Annotated in this window: 12 protein-coding genes; 4 read left to right on the top strand and 8 right to left on the bottom strand. The window is 61.5% G+C overall.

Going from position 1 to position 16135, the window contains the following annotated elements:
• Positions 1-93: 93 nt before the first annotated feature.
• The 5 genes from QRN48_RS18280 to QRN48_RS18260 are packed head-to-tail and all read right to left on the bottom strand — an operon-like array spanning position 94 to position 6057.
• Entirely contained in the window at positions 94-1524 is a 1431-nt protein-coding gene (locus QRN48_RS18280; protein ID WP_285352161.1) for a DUF2723 domain-containing protein, read from the bottom strand.
• Between the two features lie 36 nt (positions 1525-1560).
• Entirely contained in the window at positions 1561-2547 is a 987-nt protein-coding gene (locus QRN48_RS18275) for a lysylphosphatidylglycerol synthase transmembrane domain-containing protein (RefSeq protein WP_285352159.1), read from the bottom strand.
• A complete protein-coding gene (locus tag QRN48_RS18270) occupies positions 2544-3284 on the bottom strand; it encodes an SDR family oxidoreductase (protein WP_037013068.1) in 741 nt (246 codons plus the stop codon). The genes QRN48_RS18275 and QRN48_RS18270 overlap by 4 nt, the downstream gene beginning before the upstream one ends.
• Positions 3285-3292: 8 nt before the next feature.
• Positions 3293-4609, bottom strand: coding sequence for an FAD-binding oxidoreductase (locus QRN48_RS18265; RefSeq protein WP_191943581.1), 1317 nt, complete (start codon positions 4607-4609; stop codon positions 3293-3295).
• The gene (locus QRN48_RS18260) at positions 4606-6057 is read right to left on the bottom strand and encodes a UbiA family prenyltransferase (RefSeq protein WP_285352157.1); all 1452 of its coding nucleotides are present in this window, start codon (positions 6055-6057) and stop codon (positions 4606-4608) included. Before QRN48_RS18260 ends, QRN48_RS18265 begins: the two co-directional genes overlap by 4 nt.
• Before the next feature lie 316 nt (positions 6058-6373).
• Between QRN48_RS18260 and norR the strand changes: the two genes are divergently transcribed.
• The gene (gene norR, locus QRN48_RS18255; RefSeq protein WP_285352156.1) at positions 6374-7939 is read left to right on the top strand and encodes a nitric oxide reductase transcriptional regulator NorR; all 1566 of its coding nucleotides are present in this window, start codon (positions 6374-6376) and stop codon (positions 7937-7939) included.
• Between the two features lie 348 nt (positions 7940-8287).
• On the opposite strand, the gene QRN48_RS18250 is transcribed toward norR, so the two are convergent.
• Together QRN48_RS18250 and QRN48_RS18245 are read right to left on the bottom strand one after the other, a co-directional pair.
• Complete coding sequence (locus QRN48_RS18250) at positions 8288-8467, bottom strand: hypothetical protein (RefSeq protein WP_285352154.1); 180 nt, start codon at positions 8465-8467, stop codon at positions 8288-8290.
• A gap of 139 nt (positions 8468-8606) precedes the next feature.
• The gene (locus QRN48_RS18245) at positions 8607-10043 is read right to left on the bottom strand and encodes an MFS transporter (protein ID WP_191943577.1); all 1437 of its coding nucleotides are present in this window, start codon (positions 10041-10043) and stop codon (positions 8607-8609) included.
• Positions 10044-10158: 115 nt separating this feature from the next.
• Between QRN48_RS18245 and QRN48_RS18240 the strand changes: the two genes are divergently transcribed.
• The gene (locus QRN48_RS18240; protein WP_191943576.1) at positions 10159-11478 is read left to right on the top strand and encodes an Nramp family divalent metal transporter; all 1320 of its coding nucleotides are present in this window, start codon (positions 10159-10161) and stop codon (positions 11476-11478) included.
• Between the two features lie 231 nt (positions 11479-11709).
• Here the strand turns inward: QRN48_RS18240 and QRN48_RS18235 are convergent, their stop codons facing one another.
• Positions 11710-12828 carry a peptidase C39 family protein gene (locus QRN48_RS18235; protein WP_285352151.1) on the bottom strand — a complete coding sequence of 373 codons (1119 nt, stop codon included), beginning with the start codon at positions 12826-12828 and terminating at the stop codon, positions 11710-11712.
• 89 nt (positions 12829-12917) lie between these two features.
• Between QRN48_RS18235 and QRN48_RS18230 the strand changes: the two genes are divergently transcribed.
• The gene (locus tag QRN48_RS18230) at positions 12918-14501 is read left to right on the top strand and encodes a RimK family ATP-grasp domain-containing protein (protein ID WP_285352148.1); all 1584 of its coding nucleotides are present in this window, start codon (positions 12918-12920) and stop codon (positions 14499-14501) included.
• 4 nt (positions 14502-14505) lie between these two features.
• The gene (locus QRN48_RS18225; protein WP_191943573.1) at positions 14506-15444 is read left to right on the top strand and encodes a magnesium transporter CorA family protein; all 939 of its coding nucleotides are present in this window, start codon (positions 14506-14508) and stop codon (positions 15442-15444) included.
• Positions 15445-16135 lie beyond the last annotated feature (691 nt).

Raw genomic sequence — 16135 nt, 5'->3', positions numbered from 1 at the left:
CCGGTCCCACAAGGACAGCGCGCATCCAGGGGGCCGGCTTCAGCCGGGAAGCTTTTGCGCTTCCGGCGGTTGACGTATTGCTCGCAAGCCAGGCTATTTCGCCCGCAATTCATAGCCCACTGCCAACGCCTGCAAGGTAAAGCGGTCGGAGATGCTTGAGCAGTAGCTGGTGCGTGCCAGGAAGGCGCCGGGGCCGTCGAGGTACGACTCGATGTTCTGCGCGCCTTCGCACAGCGCGATGGTCCGGCCCTTGAGCAACCCACCAGCTTGTGCCGAACGCAGTGCGCCGTTGGGCGTCCAGTCGGCGACGATCAGCGCGCCTTGCGGGGCCGACTGCTCGTAACTGCGGGCGAACGATTCGGCCGAGCGGTCGCGCAGGTAGGGCACCATGAAATAGTGAATGTCTTCACGGAAAGGCAACGCCTCTTTGTGGGTGGGCAGTGCGACCACGCCGCTGGCGTACACCGCGTACACCGCCAGAATCGCTGCAGGGCCGCTGAGGGGCAGGGCGTAAGCGACAGGGGCGGCGTTATGACGCGCCAGCCAGGCTTGCACATGAATCACCCCGATGATGCTCAACAGCACAGCGCCCGGCAGAAAAAAGGTGAAGCGATCGGTGACGTTGTACGTCACCGCAAAAATGAAATTCATCATGGCCGCGCACCACAACAACCGCAGGCGCCGACTCTTGGGGAACAGCACCAGCGCCACCAGCTGCGGGCCGATCAACGAGAGCATCAGCAGCACCACCGAATTCTTCTCGTGCCACAGCTCGTCGAAACGAAACAGCGAACCCTGCCAGCTCTGCTCGGTGGTCCTGTCGGGAATGCCGATCAGATAACGATGCCCGATATCCATCAGGCTGAGACCGTTTTGCAGCTCTTGCAGAATGCCGGGAACGGCCACCGCGAAGCCCACGATAAAGCCCGGAATCGTCAACAGCACACGGGCTCGGTGCTGCCACACCAGCTGCACATAAAGCGGAAACAGCACGATGAACGTCAGTTGATGGATGGCCGCCGCCAGGCCGGTCAGCACGCCGATGACGAACAATGCCTTTAGCAGGCCCAGCCGCGATTTGTCCCGAAAATGCACCATGTACGCCAGGGTCACGAGCACGGTATGCAGCAGGTACACCTCAGCCTTGGTCGAGACCCAGAAAACGCAGTGGCACAGCACTGCGGCAGCGATCGCCAGCAAGGCCTGCTGCGACGTCGCGCCGACGCCTTTGGCGAGACGGAAAATCGCCCATGCCAGCGGAATCAGCAGCATCGAGTTCAGGAAGCTCAAGACCAGCGGCCCGAGCTGCGCGAACATCGCGGTGGTGACAAACAGGTACAACGGATGGTCCAGCGGCCCCAGGGTTTCACTGAAATAGCGACCCTCCGAGGCGTCGGCGATGAAGATACCGTTGTCCATCCACTGAATCGGTCCGCTGGACGCCAGGAAACTCCAGATGATGGCGGCCACCACCAGCAACAAGGGAATTCCGAACAACGCTCGATAACGTACTGCTGCCACCATGTCTTGCACTCCTGCCCTTTATTGCGTCAAAAAGCGTTATTGAATCGGTTGCAGGGGAGGCGTCGCGGCCTCGCCCTTGAGTTTGATCAGCATCACCGCGCCAATGGCCACGGCGAACCATAGGGTGGCCAGACGAATCAGCACGGTGGCGGCGACGGCGTCGGCGCTGTTCATGCCTTTCCAGACCAGCAGGCCGACCATCACCGCCTCCGCGCCGCCCAGCCCGCCGGGCATGAAGCTCACCGCGCCGGCGAGCATGGCCAGGGCGTAGACAAACACCGCGAAGGTCAGCGGGATGTCGGCGCCCATCCACTTCAGAATCCAGTCGAAGGCCAGGGCCTCGGCGCTCCAGGCGACCACGCTCAGGGCGGTCAGGCCAAGCATCAGGCGCAGGCGATGGCACTGTTGCGCATGCACCAGCACCTGCAGCAAGTGGCGCATCAGGCCCAGCACTTTGCCGCCGTCGCTCGGCACCTTGCGCATCAGGTGCTCAAGCAATCGCCGTTGCGACAGCACCACCAGGCCGACCGCGACCAATGCCACGCCGACCACGATCATCGGCCACGCTTGTGGATACAGCGACAGGCCAAACAGGGTCAGCAGCACCACCGCAAAAAGGTCCGATAGCCGCTCGCTGAAAAACGCCGCGAAGCTTTGGGGGTAAGGCACGCCCCAGCGTTTGAGCAGCACTCCGCGCAGCGCTTCGCCGGCTTTGCCTGGCGTGGTGGTCAGGGCGAATCCGGCCAGATAAATGTTCAGGCTCGGTCGCCACGGCATCGGATGGCCGAGCACCTTCAGGTAGCTCTGCCAGCGCAGGAAGCGCAGCCCGTAATTGACCGACGACATGAACAGCGCAATGACGATGCCCAACAACCCGACTTCGCCCACCGCAGCGCCCACCGCGTGCCAGCCGCCCCACAGCGAAAAACCCAGATAGCTCAACGCCGAGCCGACCACTGACAGCACCACGGCACGGTAACGCCAGCCGGACAGATGCGAGTGATCAGCCTGGGCGGTGTTCACAGGTTCAGCCTCTTGAACACCGGCTGCGGAATCGAGCGGATGATCAACATGATCAAGGCCCAGAACCCCGGCGCATAAAGCGTTGGCACTTTGTTGGCGATGCCTTTGACGATGCGTTGCGCGACCTGCGCCGGTTGCGCGAGCAGGGCGGCCGGCAGCGACAGGCCTTGGGTCATCGGCGTGTCGACGAAGCCCGGCTTGATCGTCGTGACGTGGACGCCCACCTTGAACAGGCGCGCTTGCAGCCCTTCGCAGTAAGTCGACACCGCCGCTTTGGCGCTGCCGTACAGGTAATTCGAGGGGCGGCCACGGTCGGCGGCCACCGAAGAGATGATCGCCAGACTGCCGCAGCGCTGGGTCTCGAATTGCATCGCCAGCACGGTCAGCAGCGCGATCACCGACGTGCAGTTGTTGGCGAATTCCTTCAGCGCAAGGTGCACGTCCCGCTCGCAGGCCTTCTGGTCGGGCAGCGTGCCGTGGGCGATCAGGGCGATGTCGATCTGGCCCAGCGCGGTCAGGCAGCGGCCCATCATCAGCGGGTGCGCCTCGATGTCGTTGGCATCCATCTCGTGCAGCGTGACATGGCTGGCGCCACGCGCTTTAAGGTCGGCTGCGGTCTGTTCCAGCTTCTCGACGTTGCGCGCCACCAGGAAAAAATCGCTGCCTTCCGTGGCCCACAGACGCGCGCAAGCGCTGGCGATGGCGGAGGTGGCGCCGATGATCAGGACTTTCTTCACTGCAGTTTTCATAAGATCACACGGCTCCAGAAACGGGACATCAAAGAGGGGTCGCGCAGCGCTTCCAGCTGCTCCCAGGCGGGGTACGCGCGACGGAAGTCGGCGCCGCTCATGTGTGCGTCCTTGGCCGGGTACAAGCGCCCGCCCGCCGCGCGAACGATGTCGTCGAGTCGCGGGAACAGCACGTTTTCCAGGTGCTCGCTCTGGGCAAAGTCCAGGGCCAGCGAGGTGCCTTCCAGCGGGAACGAAAGCAGCCCCGGCGACGCAATGTCGCCACAACGCTTGAGCACGGCCAGGAACGAACCCTGGCCGGCGTCGGCGATGGTGCGCAGCAAGTCGCCCATGGCCGCTTCGGCATTGGCGGTTGGCACCACGCATTGGTATTGCTGAAACCCCCGACGGCCGTAGATGCGGTTCCAGTGCAGAATCCGGTCGAGGGGGTAAAAAAACGGCTCGTAGTCGCTGCGGCCCGGTTTGCGCTGGCTGGGGTGCAGGCGCCAGTACAGATTGTTGAACGCGCTGAGGGAGACCTTGTTGATCAGCGACACAGGCGGCGTGAGCGGCACGCTGAGTTTCTTGCGCTGGCCGACCTCAAGCGAGCCGTACTGCGCGTGGTCTCCGACGATGAACACCCCGCGGCCGGTTTCTGCGCCCTTTGCCAGGCAGTCCACCCAGGCCACGCTGTATTCATGTTGCTCGTCGAGCTCGGCCGACAGCGCGAAGAATTCCGCCAGATTGGCGAAACGCACAGTGGTGGTACTGACCTGGCTGGCGCGGATCGGCATCAGTTGAATCTGCGCCCAATGGATGACGCCGGTGAGGCCAAGGCCGCCAATGCTGGCGCTGAAAAGCGCTGGCTCGACGTCGGGTGAACAGAACAGCTCCGGCTCGCCACGGCGCAACAGGCCGAAGCCGAGGACATGGCGGCCAAACGTGCCGCGAACGTGGTGGTTCTTGCCGTGGACGTCGTTGGCGATCGCCCCGCCCAGGGTCGCGAACTGGGTGCCCGGGGTGACCGGCAAAAACCAGCCCTGCGGGATGGCCACCGCGAGCAATTCGGCCAGGGTGATGCCGGCTTCGGCCTTGATCACGCCGGTGCCCCAGTCGGCCTCGATCAGCCGGTCCAGAGAGCGCATGTGCAGCACCTGATCGCTGGCCGCCAGGCAGCTGTCGCCGTAGCTGCGGCCATTGCCGTAAGGCAGAGCGCTGTGGTGCGCCTCAACCACGCGGTCGATGTGCGCGGGGAGCTCGTCCAGCCAGACGCAGCCATGGCCACGCTGCGGGGTATGCGGGAAACGGCCCCAGGAATACAGCGGCGTGCTCATGCGGCGATCCAGAACATGAACAGAAACGCGGCACCGATGAGCTGGCTGGTGCGGTCACGAATGGCGAACACCACCGGGTCTTCGTTCATCTGGCCGCGGTGGGTCAACATCCACACCCGCGTCACCCAGAACAGCAGCAACGGGCAGGCGAGCCAGATGACGTGGGGGGTCGCGTACAGATCAGTGGTTTTCGAATCCTGGATGTACAGCGCCAGAACCATCACCGAGAGATAGCCCGACGACGCGCCAAGCGAGGCAATCATGTCCAGATCGCCGGGGTGATAGCCGCGACCGCGGGCCAACGTGTTGACCTCCCGCGCACGCGCATCCCGCAGCTCGGCGTAGCGCTTGACCATCGCCAGACTCAGAAAGATGAACATCGAAAAGGCCAGAATCCAGAACGTCAGCGTCAGGCTGAACGCGGCGACACCGGCGATGATCCGCGCGGTGTAGAGCATCGCCAGGGCAATGACGTCCCAGGCCATCAGACGTTTGAGCTTCAACGAGTAGGTGAGCGTCAGCCCGTAGTACGCCGCCATCACTGCCGAGAACTGCCAGGGCAAAAGCAACAGCGCGGCACCGAAGGCCAACACCAGCAGGGTCGGCACCATCACCAGTCCGGCTTTGATCGACAAGCGGCCGCTGGCGAACGGCCGGTTGCATTTGCTTTTGTGATGACGGTCATCACACAGGTCGAGCAGGTCGTTGAGGATGTAGACGCTGGAAGCACACAGGCCGAAGCACAGAAAGGCGATGACGCCGTCGCGCATCAATTCAAACTGAGCGAGGCGGTGCGATGCCAGCAACGGCACGAACACCAGTGCGTTTTTCAGCCACTGGTGCATGCGCAGCGCCTTGCGCCAGTCGCGCAGGCTCGGGGTGTTGCTGCGTATCGTGGGTTCGACCCGGACTCTGGCCTGAACCTTCGCCTCGACGCCTCGATCGGGATTGACCACGTAGGCCTGACGGGACACGTCCCAGATGGGCAAGTCATCTGCGGAGTTGCCAATGTAATCGAACCCGCCCTCGCCAAAGTGCGCAACTAAAAGATTACGTTTGTTGTGCCCGGACAAGTTGCGGTTGGCATTGGAGGCCAGGACCAGATCAAACAACTGCAAGTGTTCGGCGATGCGTTCGGCCAGGCTCACGTGGCTTGCCGTGGCCAGCACTATCATGCGACCCGCGTCGCGTTCACGCTGGATCATTTCAATGATCTGGGGATCGTAAGGCAATACGGAGACATCTATTTCTGTGTTCAGCGCCAGGCCTTCCTTGAGCGCAGCCTTACCCTTGAACAGCCAGCCAAGCATCTTCAACGCCTTCAGCGGCTGGCTGCGCACGAACGCCATGGCCGTTTCCATCAGCAGATCGGACCGCAGTAAGGTGCCATCCAGATCAACTACCAAAGGGGGGGAAGTTTCAAGAACTCTTCCCTGAATTCTGGCCATAGTGAGTGCTCCTGTAAGGTCACTGGACTATAAACAAAATAAAATTTTCACAACTTCATTTAAATTAAAGAGTCTCGTCGACGCCGTCGTTGAAGTGGCGTCAGAATTAATCAGGGCTTATTCATTCGCGTTAACTTCAACGGCTGTCTCAATCACGACACAGGCCTTGGTGGTTAATTGGCGACCGGTTAATGACGCTGAGGGAGTGGCGGTTAACCGTCGTGACCAAACCTGACACTGCTCTCTCTTAAAAGTCATAATGACTCGCTCAGTGCGCCATCCGGCGCCGTGCAGAAAACGCCGTCCAGGAGACTTCATGACTTACCCGTTGCTGCTGGCACTGATTCCGCTGGTTGCCGATCTGTCCCGCGACTTGCCGGACGAGGAGCGCTACCGTCGCCTGCTGCGTTCGCTGCGCCAGTTGTTCCCCTGCGACGCCGTGGCCTTGCTGAAGCTGGAAGATGAGGTGCTGGTGCCGCTCTCGGTCGAGGGCTTGAGCCCGGACACGCTGGGACGCCGGTTTCGGTTGGGTGAGCATCCGCGGCTGGACATCATCGTGCAAAACCGCGAGCCCACACGTTTCTCCACCGACTGCGACCTGCCCGATCCTTATGACGGCCTGGTCGAGGGTGTGCATGGCGATCTGGAAGTACACGATTGCCTGGGTTGCCCGCTGTATGTCCAGAGCACGCTCTGGGGCGTGATCACCCTGGATTCGCTGGACCCGGCGCGCTTTGGCCGGGTGGACCTCGGCGACTTGCACGCGTTTTCCAGCCTGGCAGCGGCAACCGTCATGGCCAGCGAACGGATCAGCCAGTTGGCGCGCGGCTTCGAGGACCAACGGCAGCTGGCCGAAGTGTACAAACGCGCCGCAGGCGGCCGCGGACCCCGGGAGCTGATCGGACAAAGCCCGGTACACAAGCGTTTGCAGCAGGAAATCCAGCTGGTGGGCAACAGCCCGCTCACGGTGTTGATCACCGGCGAGACCGGGGTGGGCAAGGAGCTGGTTGCCGAGGCCATTCACCTGCAGTCCCCCCGCGCGCAGAAACCGCTGATCAGCCTGAACTGCGCGGCGCTGCCCGTGCTGTTGGTCGAGAGCGAGCTGTTCGGCCACGTCAAAGGTGCATTTTCCGGCGCGGTCAGCGGCCGAAGCGGCAAATTCGAGCTGGCTCACGGCGGCTCGTTGTTTCTCGATGAAGTGGGCGAGTTGCCGCTGCCGGTGCAGTCCAAGTTGCTGCGAGTGTTGCAGAGCGGGCAGCTGCAACGGGTCGGCTCCGATCAGGAGCATCACGTGGACGTGCGCATCATCGCGGCGACCAATCGTGATCTCGCGGCGGAGGTGCGCGCCGGGCGTTTCCGGGCCGATCTTTATCACCGCCTGAGTGTGTACCCCTTGGTGGTGCCACCGCTGCGCGAGCGCGGTCGCGATGTACTGCTGCTGGCGGGCTTTTTTCTGGAGGAGAACCGGGCGCGCATGGGGCCGCGCAATTTGCGGCTCAGCGCCGAGGCGCAGTCGGTGCTGCTGGCACATACATGGCCCGGGAACGTGCGCGAGCTGGAACATTTGATCAGCCGGGCGGTACTCAAGGCGCTGTCGATGCACCGCGACCGTCCGCGCATTCTGACCATTGAGGCGCAGGTGCTGGGGCTTGAGGAGGCGGGGTCTCCAGCGAAGGTGGCCCCGGCGCAGGCCGGCGGTGTGCCGGTGATGGAGTCAGGGGGAGGGCTCAAGGAGGCGCTGGATGGCTATCAGCGAAGACTCATCACTGAAGCACTCGAACGCCATCACGGCAAATGGGCGGACGTGGCGCGGGAATTGAAGGTGGACCGCGCGAACCTGACGCGCCTGGCACGGCGGTTGGGAATCGCGCGCTCTCAGTAGGACCGACATACTTCCCGTGGGACGGGCTTTAGCAGGGAAGGCGTCGGCTGCCAGGCCGCGGAATTTTGGATGTTCACGCTGGCCTCTTCCCGGCTGAAGCCGGTCCTACAAAGTCAACAGCTTCCCGGCTGAAGCCGGTCCCACAGGATGCGCGCGGTCCGTTAGTGGGACCGGCTTCAGCCGGGAAAGCGTCGGCTGTCACGCCGCAGGATTTTGGATGTTCACGCTGGCCTCTTCCCGGCTGAAGCCGGTCCTACAAAGTAAACAGCTTCCCGGCCAAAGCCGGTCCTACAGGATACGCGCGGTCCGTTAGTGGGACCGGCTTTAGCCGGGAAGAGGGCGGCGGGCCTATTTGTGCGTATGAAAATCCCCCTTTTCCGGCACCATCTCCGTACCGGGTTCAAAGCCGTCGGGGTCGTTGCCTTCGTCAATCGGGTCAAGTTCCTCCTCGACAGGGTCGGGAACCGTCTCTGGGAACGACACGGTGCGTGGGTCGGTGTCAGGGTCTTCAGGGCGCGTGCCACTCATGCTGTTTCTCCCTTCAACGTTCACAAGTTGGGTGCTGAGCGTTTGAAAATCCCCCTAAAACCCCGTTCACCCCGTCAGGATGAACGGTCGCGCTGGGCGGCAAGCGCTTCATGCAAAGACGCACGGCAACAACGCGCTTCTATCGGGCCGCAATGTCTTCCAGCGCCAGATTGCGAGTTCGCGGGCCGAAGCCGCCGATGGTGATGATCACGATCAACATGCTCATCACGATGAACGTCAGTACCCCCGGCGTCCCGAAGTGATCGAGAAACAGGCCGATCAACAGGCTGCTGAACACGGTCGACAGCCGACTGAACGAATAACAGAAACCCACCGCGCGGGCGCGGATGTTGGTGGGGAACAGCTCGCTCTGGTACGAGTGATAGCTGAAGCTCAGCCACGCGTTGCAGAAGGTGATCATCACGCCACAGAAGATCAACCCGGCGGCGGTGGTCTGCTGCGCGAACAGCGTGCCGAAAATCATCGACCCCAACGCAGAGCCGACGATCTGCCACTTGTTCTCGAAACGATTGGCGAACTTCACAAACAACAGTGGCCCCAGCGGGTAGGCGAGGGTGATCACAAACGCATACGCCAGGCTGTGAGTGACGCTCACCCCTTGGCCGGAAAGCAGGGCGGGCAGCCAGTTGCCGAAACCGAAGAAGCCGATTGCCTGAAACACGTGAAAGACAATCAGCATCAGCGCCCGACGGCGGTAGGGCGGCTGCCAGATGTCGGCGAAACGGCCTTTGCCTTCCACCGCCACGTTGTGGGTTTCCGGCTCGTCCAGCGCCGTGCCATGGTCCTTCACGCAGCGCGCTTCAAGGTCGTCCATGATCTTCTCGGCCTCGCTGAAGCGACCGTGTTGCGCCAGCCAGCGTGGGGATTCCGGCAGCCGCGAGCGCAGCCACCAGATGAACAGCGCGAATACGGCGCTGGCCAGCACCACCCAGCGCCAGCCGGACACGCCGAACGGGTCCTGCGGCACCAGCCACCAGGACATCAGTGCCACCGACGGCACGGACAGAAACTGCACGAAAAAGGCGAACGCGAACGCCGAGCTGCGCATGCGCTTGGGCACCAGCTCCGACAGGTAGGCATCAATGGTCACCAGCTCGATGCCCAGGCCGATCCCCACCAGAAAGCGCATGCAGATGATGCCCAGCGCTGACGTCTGGATGCCCATCAGCACCGTCGCGACGGTGTACCAGATCAAAGCGAAGGTGAAGATCGCGCGGCGGCCGTAGCGGTCGGCAATCGGGCTCAGCAGGCTGGCGCCGAGGAACAGCCCCAGAAAGGTCGCCGAGGCGAACGCTGCCTGATCTGAAAACCCGAAGACGCCCTGCGCTCCGGTGGCGAATAGCCCGGCGCGAATCAGCCCGGGACTGATATAGGCCGTCTGAAACAAGTCATAGAGTTCAAAGAAGCCGCCGATGGACAGCAGGGCGACCAGCTTCCAGATCGTGGCGACGGCGGGCAGTCGGTCGATGCGCGCGGAAATACGTGCAGCCCGTATAGGGTCGATTCCGTCTTGCGTCGAACGGGCGTTTTCGGGGGTGTCAGGCACGGCATGCATTATTGTTTTTTCCGAATCGGTGAGACGCTGCATGTTAGAGGCATAGAGATTCAAGACAAAACATTTCTGCGCGTTTAAGCTCCCGGGCTCACCGCCAACGCATTTTCGGATTCCCGTGAAGTACAAACTCCCCACCACCGCCACCGCGCCTTTCTGCCCGTCGGCCACCACCGACAGCGTCAAGATTCCGGCCAACGCCTCTTTTCTGCGCAAGCTGATGCTGTTCGTAGGTCCCGGGCTGCTGATTTCCATCGGCTACATGGACCCCGGCAACTGGGCGACCGCCATCGAAGCCGGTTCGCGCTTCGGCTATGCGCTGTTGTTCGTGGTGGTACTGGCCAGTCTTTCCGGGATGGTGCTGCAGAATCTATGTTCGCGCCTGGGCATCGCCACCGGGCGCGATCTGGCGCAATTGTCCGCCGAGCGCTACAGCCACCGGGTCGGCATGGGCCAGTGGATCCTGGCTGAGCTGTCGATCCTGGCCACCGATCTGGCGGAAGTGCTGGGCGCAGCATTGGCCTTCCATCTGCTGCTCGGCGTGTCGATTACCACCGGCGTGGCATTGACCGCGTTCGACACGATCATCGTGCTGGCCTTGCAGGGCGCCAATTTTCGACGCCTTGAAGCCATCGTGCTGGGGCTGATCGCGACCATTGCCACGTGCTTCTTCATCGAACTGGTGCTGATCAAGCCATTCTGGCCAGACGTCGTCGCCGGCCTGAAACCGTCCTGGGACGTACTGAGCAACCAAGAACCGCTGTACATCGCCATCGGTATTCTCGGCGCGACGGTGATGCCGCATAACCTGTACCTGCACTCATCGGTGGTACAGACCCGGGTCAACGGCACATCCGTCGAGAGCAAGGCCAGCGCCATTCGCTACGCCCGGGTCGACACCATTGCCTCGCTGAGCCTGGCGCTGGTGATCAACGCCGCCATCCTGATTCTGGCCGCCGCCGCGTTCCACGGCAGCGGCCATTCGGATGTGGTGGAAATTCAGGACGCCTACCACCTGCTCGATCCGCTGGTGGGCGGGGCGGTGGCCAGCGTGCTTTTCGGTATCGCTTTGCTGGCGGCAGGGCAGAGTTCGACCTTCACCGGCACCATCGCCGGGCAAGTGGTGCTGGAAGGCTTTCTCAAAGCGAAGATCCCGTGCTGGCAGCGACGCCTGGCTACCCGTGGCCTGGCGCTGATCCCGGCGTTCATTGGGGTGATCTGGTTCGGCGACGGCGCGGTCGGCAAGATGCTGGTCCTCAGCCAGGTGGTGCTCAGCCTGCAACTGCCGTTCGCGCTGTGGCCGCTGATTCGCTTTACCAGTGACAAAAGCCTGATGGGCCCGTTTGCCAACAGCGCCGTGACCAAGACGCTGGCCTGGGGGCTGTTCGGGCTGATCTCGGCGGCCAATCTGACGCTGATGTTTTTCTGGGTAAGTTAAGCGCTCCAGATACGTTACGAGCGCGTGCGGCGAGGTTTGACAAAGTCGATGTAAAACGCGGCCAGACCAAACAGCGTGATCACCGAAACAATCATTAAACCGATCACTGAGTTGTCCATTGCGTTATCCAGCACGTTGCCCGGAGGCGGGTGCTCATTCAGAGCTTTAGCGCAATGGACTTCAATCAATACGACGCTTTCTTTACGCCAACGCTGCGCTGCATAACGGAATTTATATAAGCGTGTCGGCGCCGCGATACAAAACCACCGACGCGCGCAGTTTATCGGTGCCAAAGCAACTCATGCCGGCAAACTCTTTATGGCTGACGGGCATGTATTGGCAGTCCATGGCCTGGCGCTGTTGGCTGTGATCAACGTCCGGGTCGTGCAAGTAAACGAAATCCTCATCACAGCCGGTGACCAATACCCAGTGCGGGGCCTTGGAACGGGTCAGCCGGTAGCTGCTGATCAGCACCAATGCCAAGGCATTTTGCTGGTGCAGGTGCCGCAGATCGAGGGGCGTACTGCCCAGCTGATGGACCGTGCTGGCGCTCAGTTCGCGGCTGAACTCCTCATGAACCAGGCGCATGACCTGGCGTTTTTCCTCGCTGCGCACGCCAGCAAGAAACAGCGGTCCGCGGACGGACACCTGCAGGCCCACCTCGAAACCGCGACGCAGGGCGGCCAGTGCCAGGCCTTGCGGACTGCAACCGCCGTGACCGGAGGTCATGAACACGGTGGTCGCTTCGCGCCAGACTTGCAGCTCCTCACGGCGCTGCATGGAGCGTGATGGCTGCAGGGCTTTCATCGCCATCAGCAGGCACGCCGGACCGCAGCTGAAGTCCAGTGTTTGCGGGTAGTACGGCACTTGCCTGACCGCACCGGTGGCATGTTCGCGGATGCGTTTCTCGAAACGCAGTGCCGCGGCGTGGTCTTCGTAGTAGTCGTCGATACGGTCGAACAGGCGATAACCGTTGCGCTCGTACAGTCGAATCGCCGCCCCATTGTCAGGCCGTACCTCGAGTCGCAGATAGGCACACTCGTGCTCCAGTGCATGCCGTTCCGCCTGGGCAAGCAGGCTCTGGCCCAACCCCTGGCCGCGTGCGTCATCACTGATCGCCAGGGAATAAAGCCGACCCAGTGAAGTGCCGCGATGGAACAGCACCAATGCATACCCGGCCAGGCGTACGTCGGCGTCCTTGTGCAATGCCACGATCAACCGGGCGTTGGCGCGCGTGACCATCCACAGAAAACTGCGCGCATTCAATCGGTCAGATTCGAAACACTGGTTTTCAAGCGCCAGCAGATTATCCACATCGGCAGGCTGAGCGAGGCGATATATAAAGTTCATGTCGGTCACCGTAAAGAGTGAGTAACGAAACGGGACATTTCTAAAAACTCATGTTTTATAGAAAGGACTGTTTCCCGAAGGATCCACTCATGAATGCGGTGCCGGTGAAGACCGACGAAGTATCAGCACACCCTCAGCGTTCGGCAACTTTTAATATGAATTCGCCGAAAATACTAACCACCCGAAGCCGGGTATTGATTGTCGTGGAGCGCCTGGAAGACTGGTCGTCTTACTTGCCCAGCGAACAGTTGATCAGCGCTCAGGATTATCTTGAAAACCCGCCGCAAGACAGCGCAGGCCAGCGGGTGCAAGTCATCAACCTGTGTCGCAGCTATCGCTACCTGGGCCATGGTTATTACTGTTCACTGCTGGCCGAAGCGCGTGGGCACCATGTCATCCCGTCGGTGAAAACCATCAGCGAGCTGACCCGCAAATCCCTGTACGGTCTGGTGTTGGATGACCTCGACAAGCGACTCGAACATGCGCTGCGCGATCACCCGTACGACGAAACCGAAGGGTTCACGCTGACCCTGTATTTCGGCCAGACCGATCTGGCGCCTTTGCAGGACCTGGCCCGCCAGTTGTTCGAGGCGTTTGCGGCGCCGATTCTGTTGGTCGAGTTTCGCAAGCGCGACAACTGGCACATCGCAGGGGTCAAGACCGGCGCGTTGACACGCTTGCGCGATCATCAGCAGGACCAGTTCGCCCAGTCACTGGACAGCTTCAGTCGCAAAATATGGCGCCAGCCGGCTTCACGTCGTGCCTACCGTTACGACATGGCGATCCTGCACGACCCACAAGAAGCGCTGCCGCCGTCAAATCGCAAGGCACTGGAGAATTTCATTCGGGTCGGCCAACAACTGGGTGTGGATGTCGAGCTGATCGAGAAGAAGGACTACGCGCGGCTCGCCGAATACGACGCCCTGCTGATCCGCGAGACCACCAGCGTCGATAATCACACCTACCGGTTCGCTAAAAAGGCCGAGAGCGAAGGGCTGGTGGTGATGGATGACCCGACGTCGATCCTGCGTTGCACCAACAAGGTTTACCTGACCGACCTGCTCAAGAGCCACAAACTGGGCATGCCGGCCACGGAAATTCTCTACAAGGAGCGCCCGGATGATCTGGAGTGGGTGGCGGCACGGTTGGGTTTTCCACTGGTATTGAAGATCCCGGACGGATGTTTTTCCAAAGGCGTGATCAAGGTCAAAGACGCCCGGCAACTGCAGGAAGCGGCACGCGAGCTGTTCGAACACTCGGTGCTGTTACTGGCGCAGGAATACCTGTACACCGAGTACGACTGGCGCATTGGTGTGCTCAACCGCAAGCCGGTCTTTGCGTGTCAGTACTTCATGTCGAAGGGGCACTGGCAGATTTACAACCACAAAGCGTTGGGTGCCGACATCAACGGTGAGTGCCGCACGCTGGCCGTTCACGATGCGCCGCGCGCAGTGGTCGACCTGGCGGTGAAGACCGCCAACCTCATCGGCGACGGCTTGTATGGCGTCGACCTCAAGCAGTCCGGCGAGCGTGTGGTGGTGATCGAAGTCAACGACAACCCCAACCTGGATGCGGGCACCGAAGACGCCTGGCTGCAGGACGACTTGTACGCGCTCGTGCTGGAGGAGTTCATTCGCCGGCTCGACATCAAACGCCGCGGTCTGGCGGGTTAGGACGGTGATCCGCAGCCACCGCCTGGAGGCGGGCAGGTTAACGCCGTGCGCGGAGGCTGAGGCCAGCGTGCTCTGCTTCAGCGACCCGAATCCAGCGGAAAAGGCCCTGCTGCTGGAGCGTTTTCACCTGGATGACCGTGCTCTGGCGTCGGCGCTGGACCCGGATGAGGTGTCGCGCATCGAGTTTCATCCCGATGCGTTGTTCATGATCTGGAAGCGTCCGGAGAACTACTCCGGCAAGCAGACGTTTGCCTTCGATGTGTCATCGTTCGGGTTGCTGCTCAGCCAGCAACACATGGTGCTGATCTGCGCAGACGACAAGCAGCTGGACGACCTGAACTTGGGGCCGCATCGACCGATGCACACGCCGCTGGACGTTTTGCTGGAGCTGCTGTTCGACAATATTCATCACTATCTGGGCCACCTCAAGGTCATCAAAATGATCGCACGGGAGTTGCAACAGCAGTTCAATGCGTCGATGGACAGCCGCCATCTGGTGCAGATGTTCAACCTCAGCGAAAGCCTGGTGTATTACATCAATGCCATCGACAGCAACGGCTCGGTGCTGACGCGTCTGCGTAATCACGCGCACAAACACCAGTTTGCCAGCGACAACGTAGCGCTGATTGAGGACATGATCATCGAGAACGAGCAGTGCCATAAACAGGCGAACATCTACTCCACGGTGTTTGCCAGCCTGATGGACGCGCGGGGGAATCTGGTCAATAACAACACCAACAACCTGCTGCGCAAACTGACGCTGATCAATGTGGTGTTTTTGCCGCTGAACCTGCTGGCGGGCATTGGCGGGATGTCGGAATTCAGCATGATGACCGCACCCCTCGCGTGGTGGATCAGCTACCCGGCGTTGCTGATCGGGATGGCCGGGCTGGGCGTGGGGATGGTGGTGATGCTAAAGCGCCTGGCGCGGGCCAGTCATTGAGGTAGCTCTGTTGCAATTTACCGGAGCGTGGCCCAACGCAGCCCAGCAGGAGCCGGCTTGCTGGCGAACGCGGTGGGTCAGCAACGGAAATGTTGAATGACACAACGCATTCGCCAGCAAGCCGGCTCCTACAGATTTGCGGCGTTAACGGATCAGGGGCGGAACGTGATGCTTTCGCGGCGGCCGCCGACCCGATACGCGAAGGCGCCTGACTCTTCCCGGTAGCCGGCGCGACACCACCCTGTTGGAATTCACACGAATCAGAGTGCGCCGTGTTGGAGTTCGCGGAAGCTACGGCACGACCTCCTTCGGTAGGAGCCGGCTTGCTGGCGAACGCGGTGGGTCAGCGCCGGACATGTTGAATGACACGACGCATTCGCCAGCAAGCCGGCTCCTACAGATTTGCGGCGTTAACGGATCAGGGGCGGAACGTGATGCTTTCGCGGCGGCCGCCGACCCGATACGCGAAGGCGCCTGACTCTTCCCGGTAGCCGGCGCGACACCACCCTGTTGGAATTCACACGAATCAGAGTGCGCCGTGTTGGAGTTCGCGGAAGCTACAGCACGACCTCCTTCGGTAGGAGCCGGCTTGCTGGCGAACGCGGTGGGTCAGCGCCGGACATGTTGAATGACACGACGCATTCGCCAACAAGCCTGCTCCTACAGATTTGCGGCGTTAACGGATCAGGGG

The organism is Pseudomonas sp. ME-P-057 (assembly GCF_030208975.1).
Lineage (GTDB): Bacteria > Pseudomonadota > Gammaproteobacteria > Pseudomonadales > Pseudomonadaceae > Aquipseudomonas > Aquipseudomonas lutea.
This window is presented reverse-complemented; position numbering and strand designations above follow the sequence as displayed.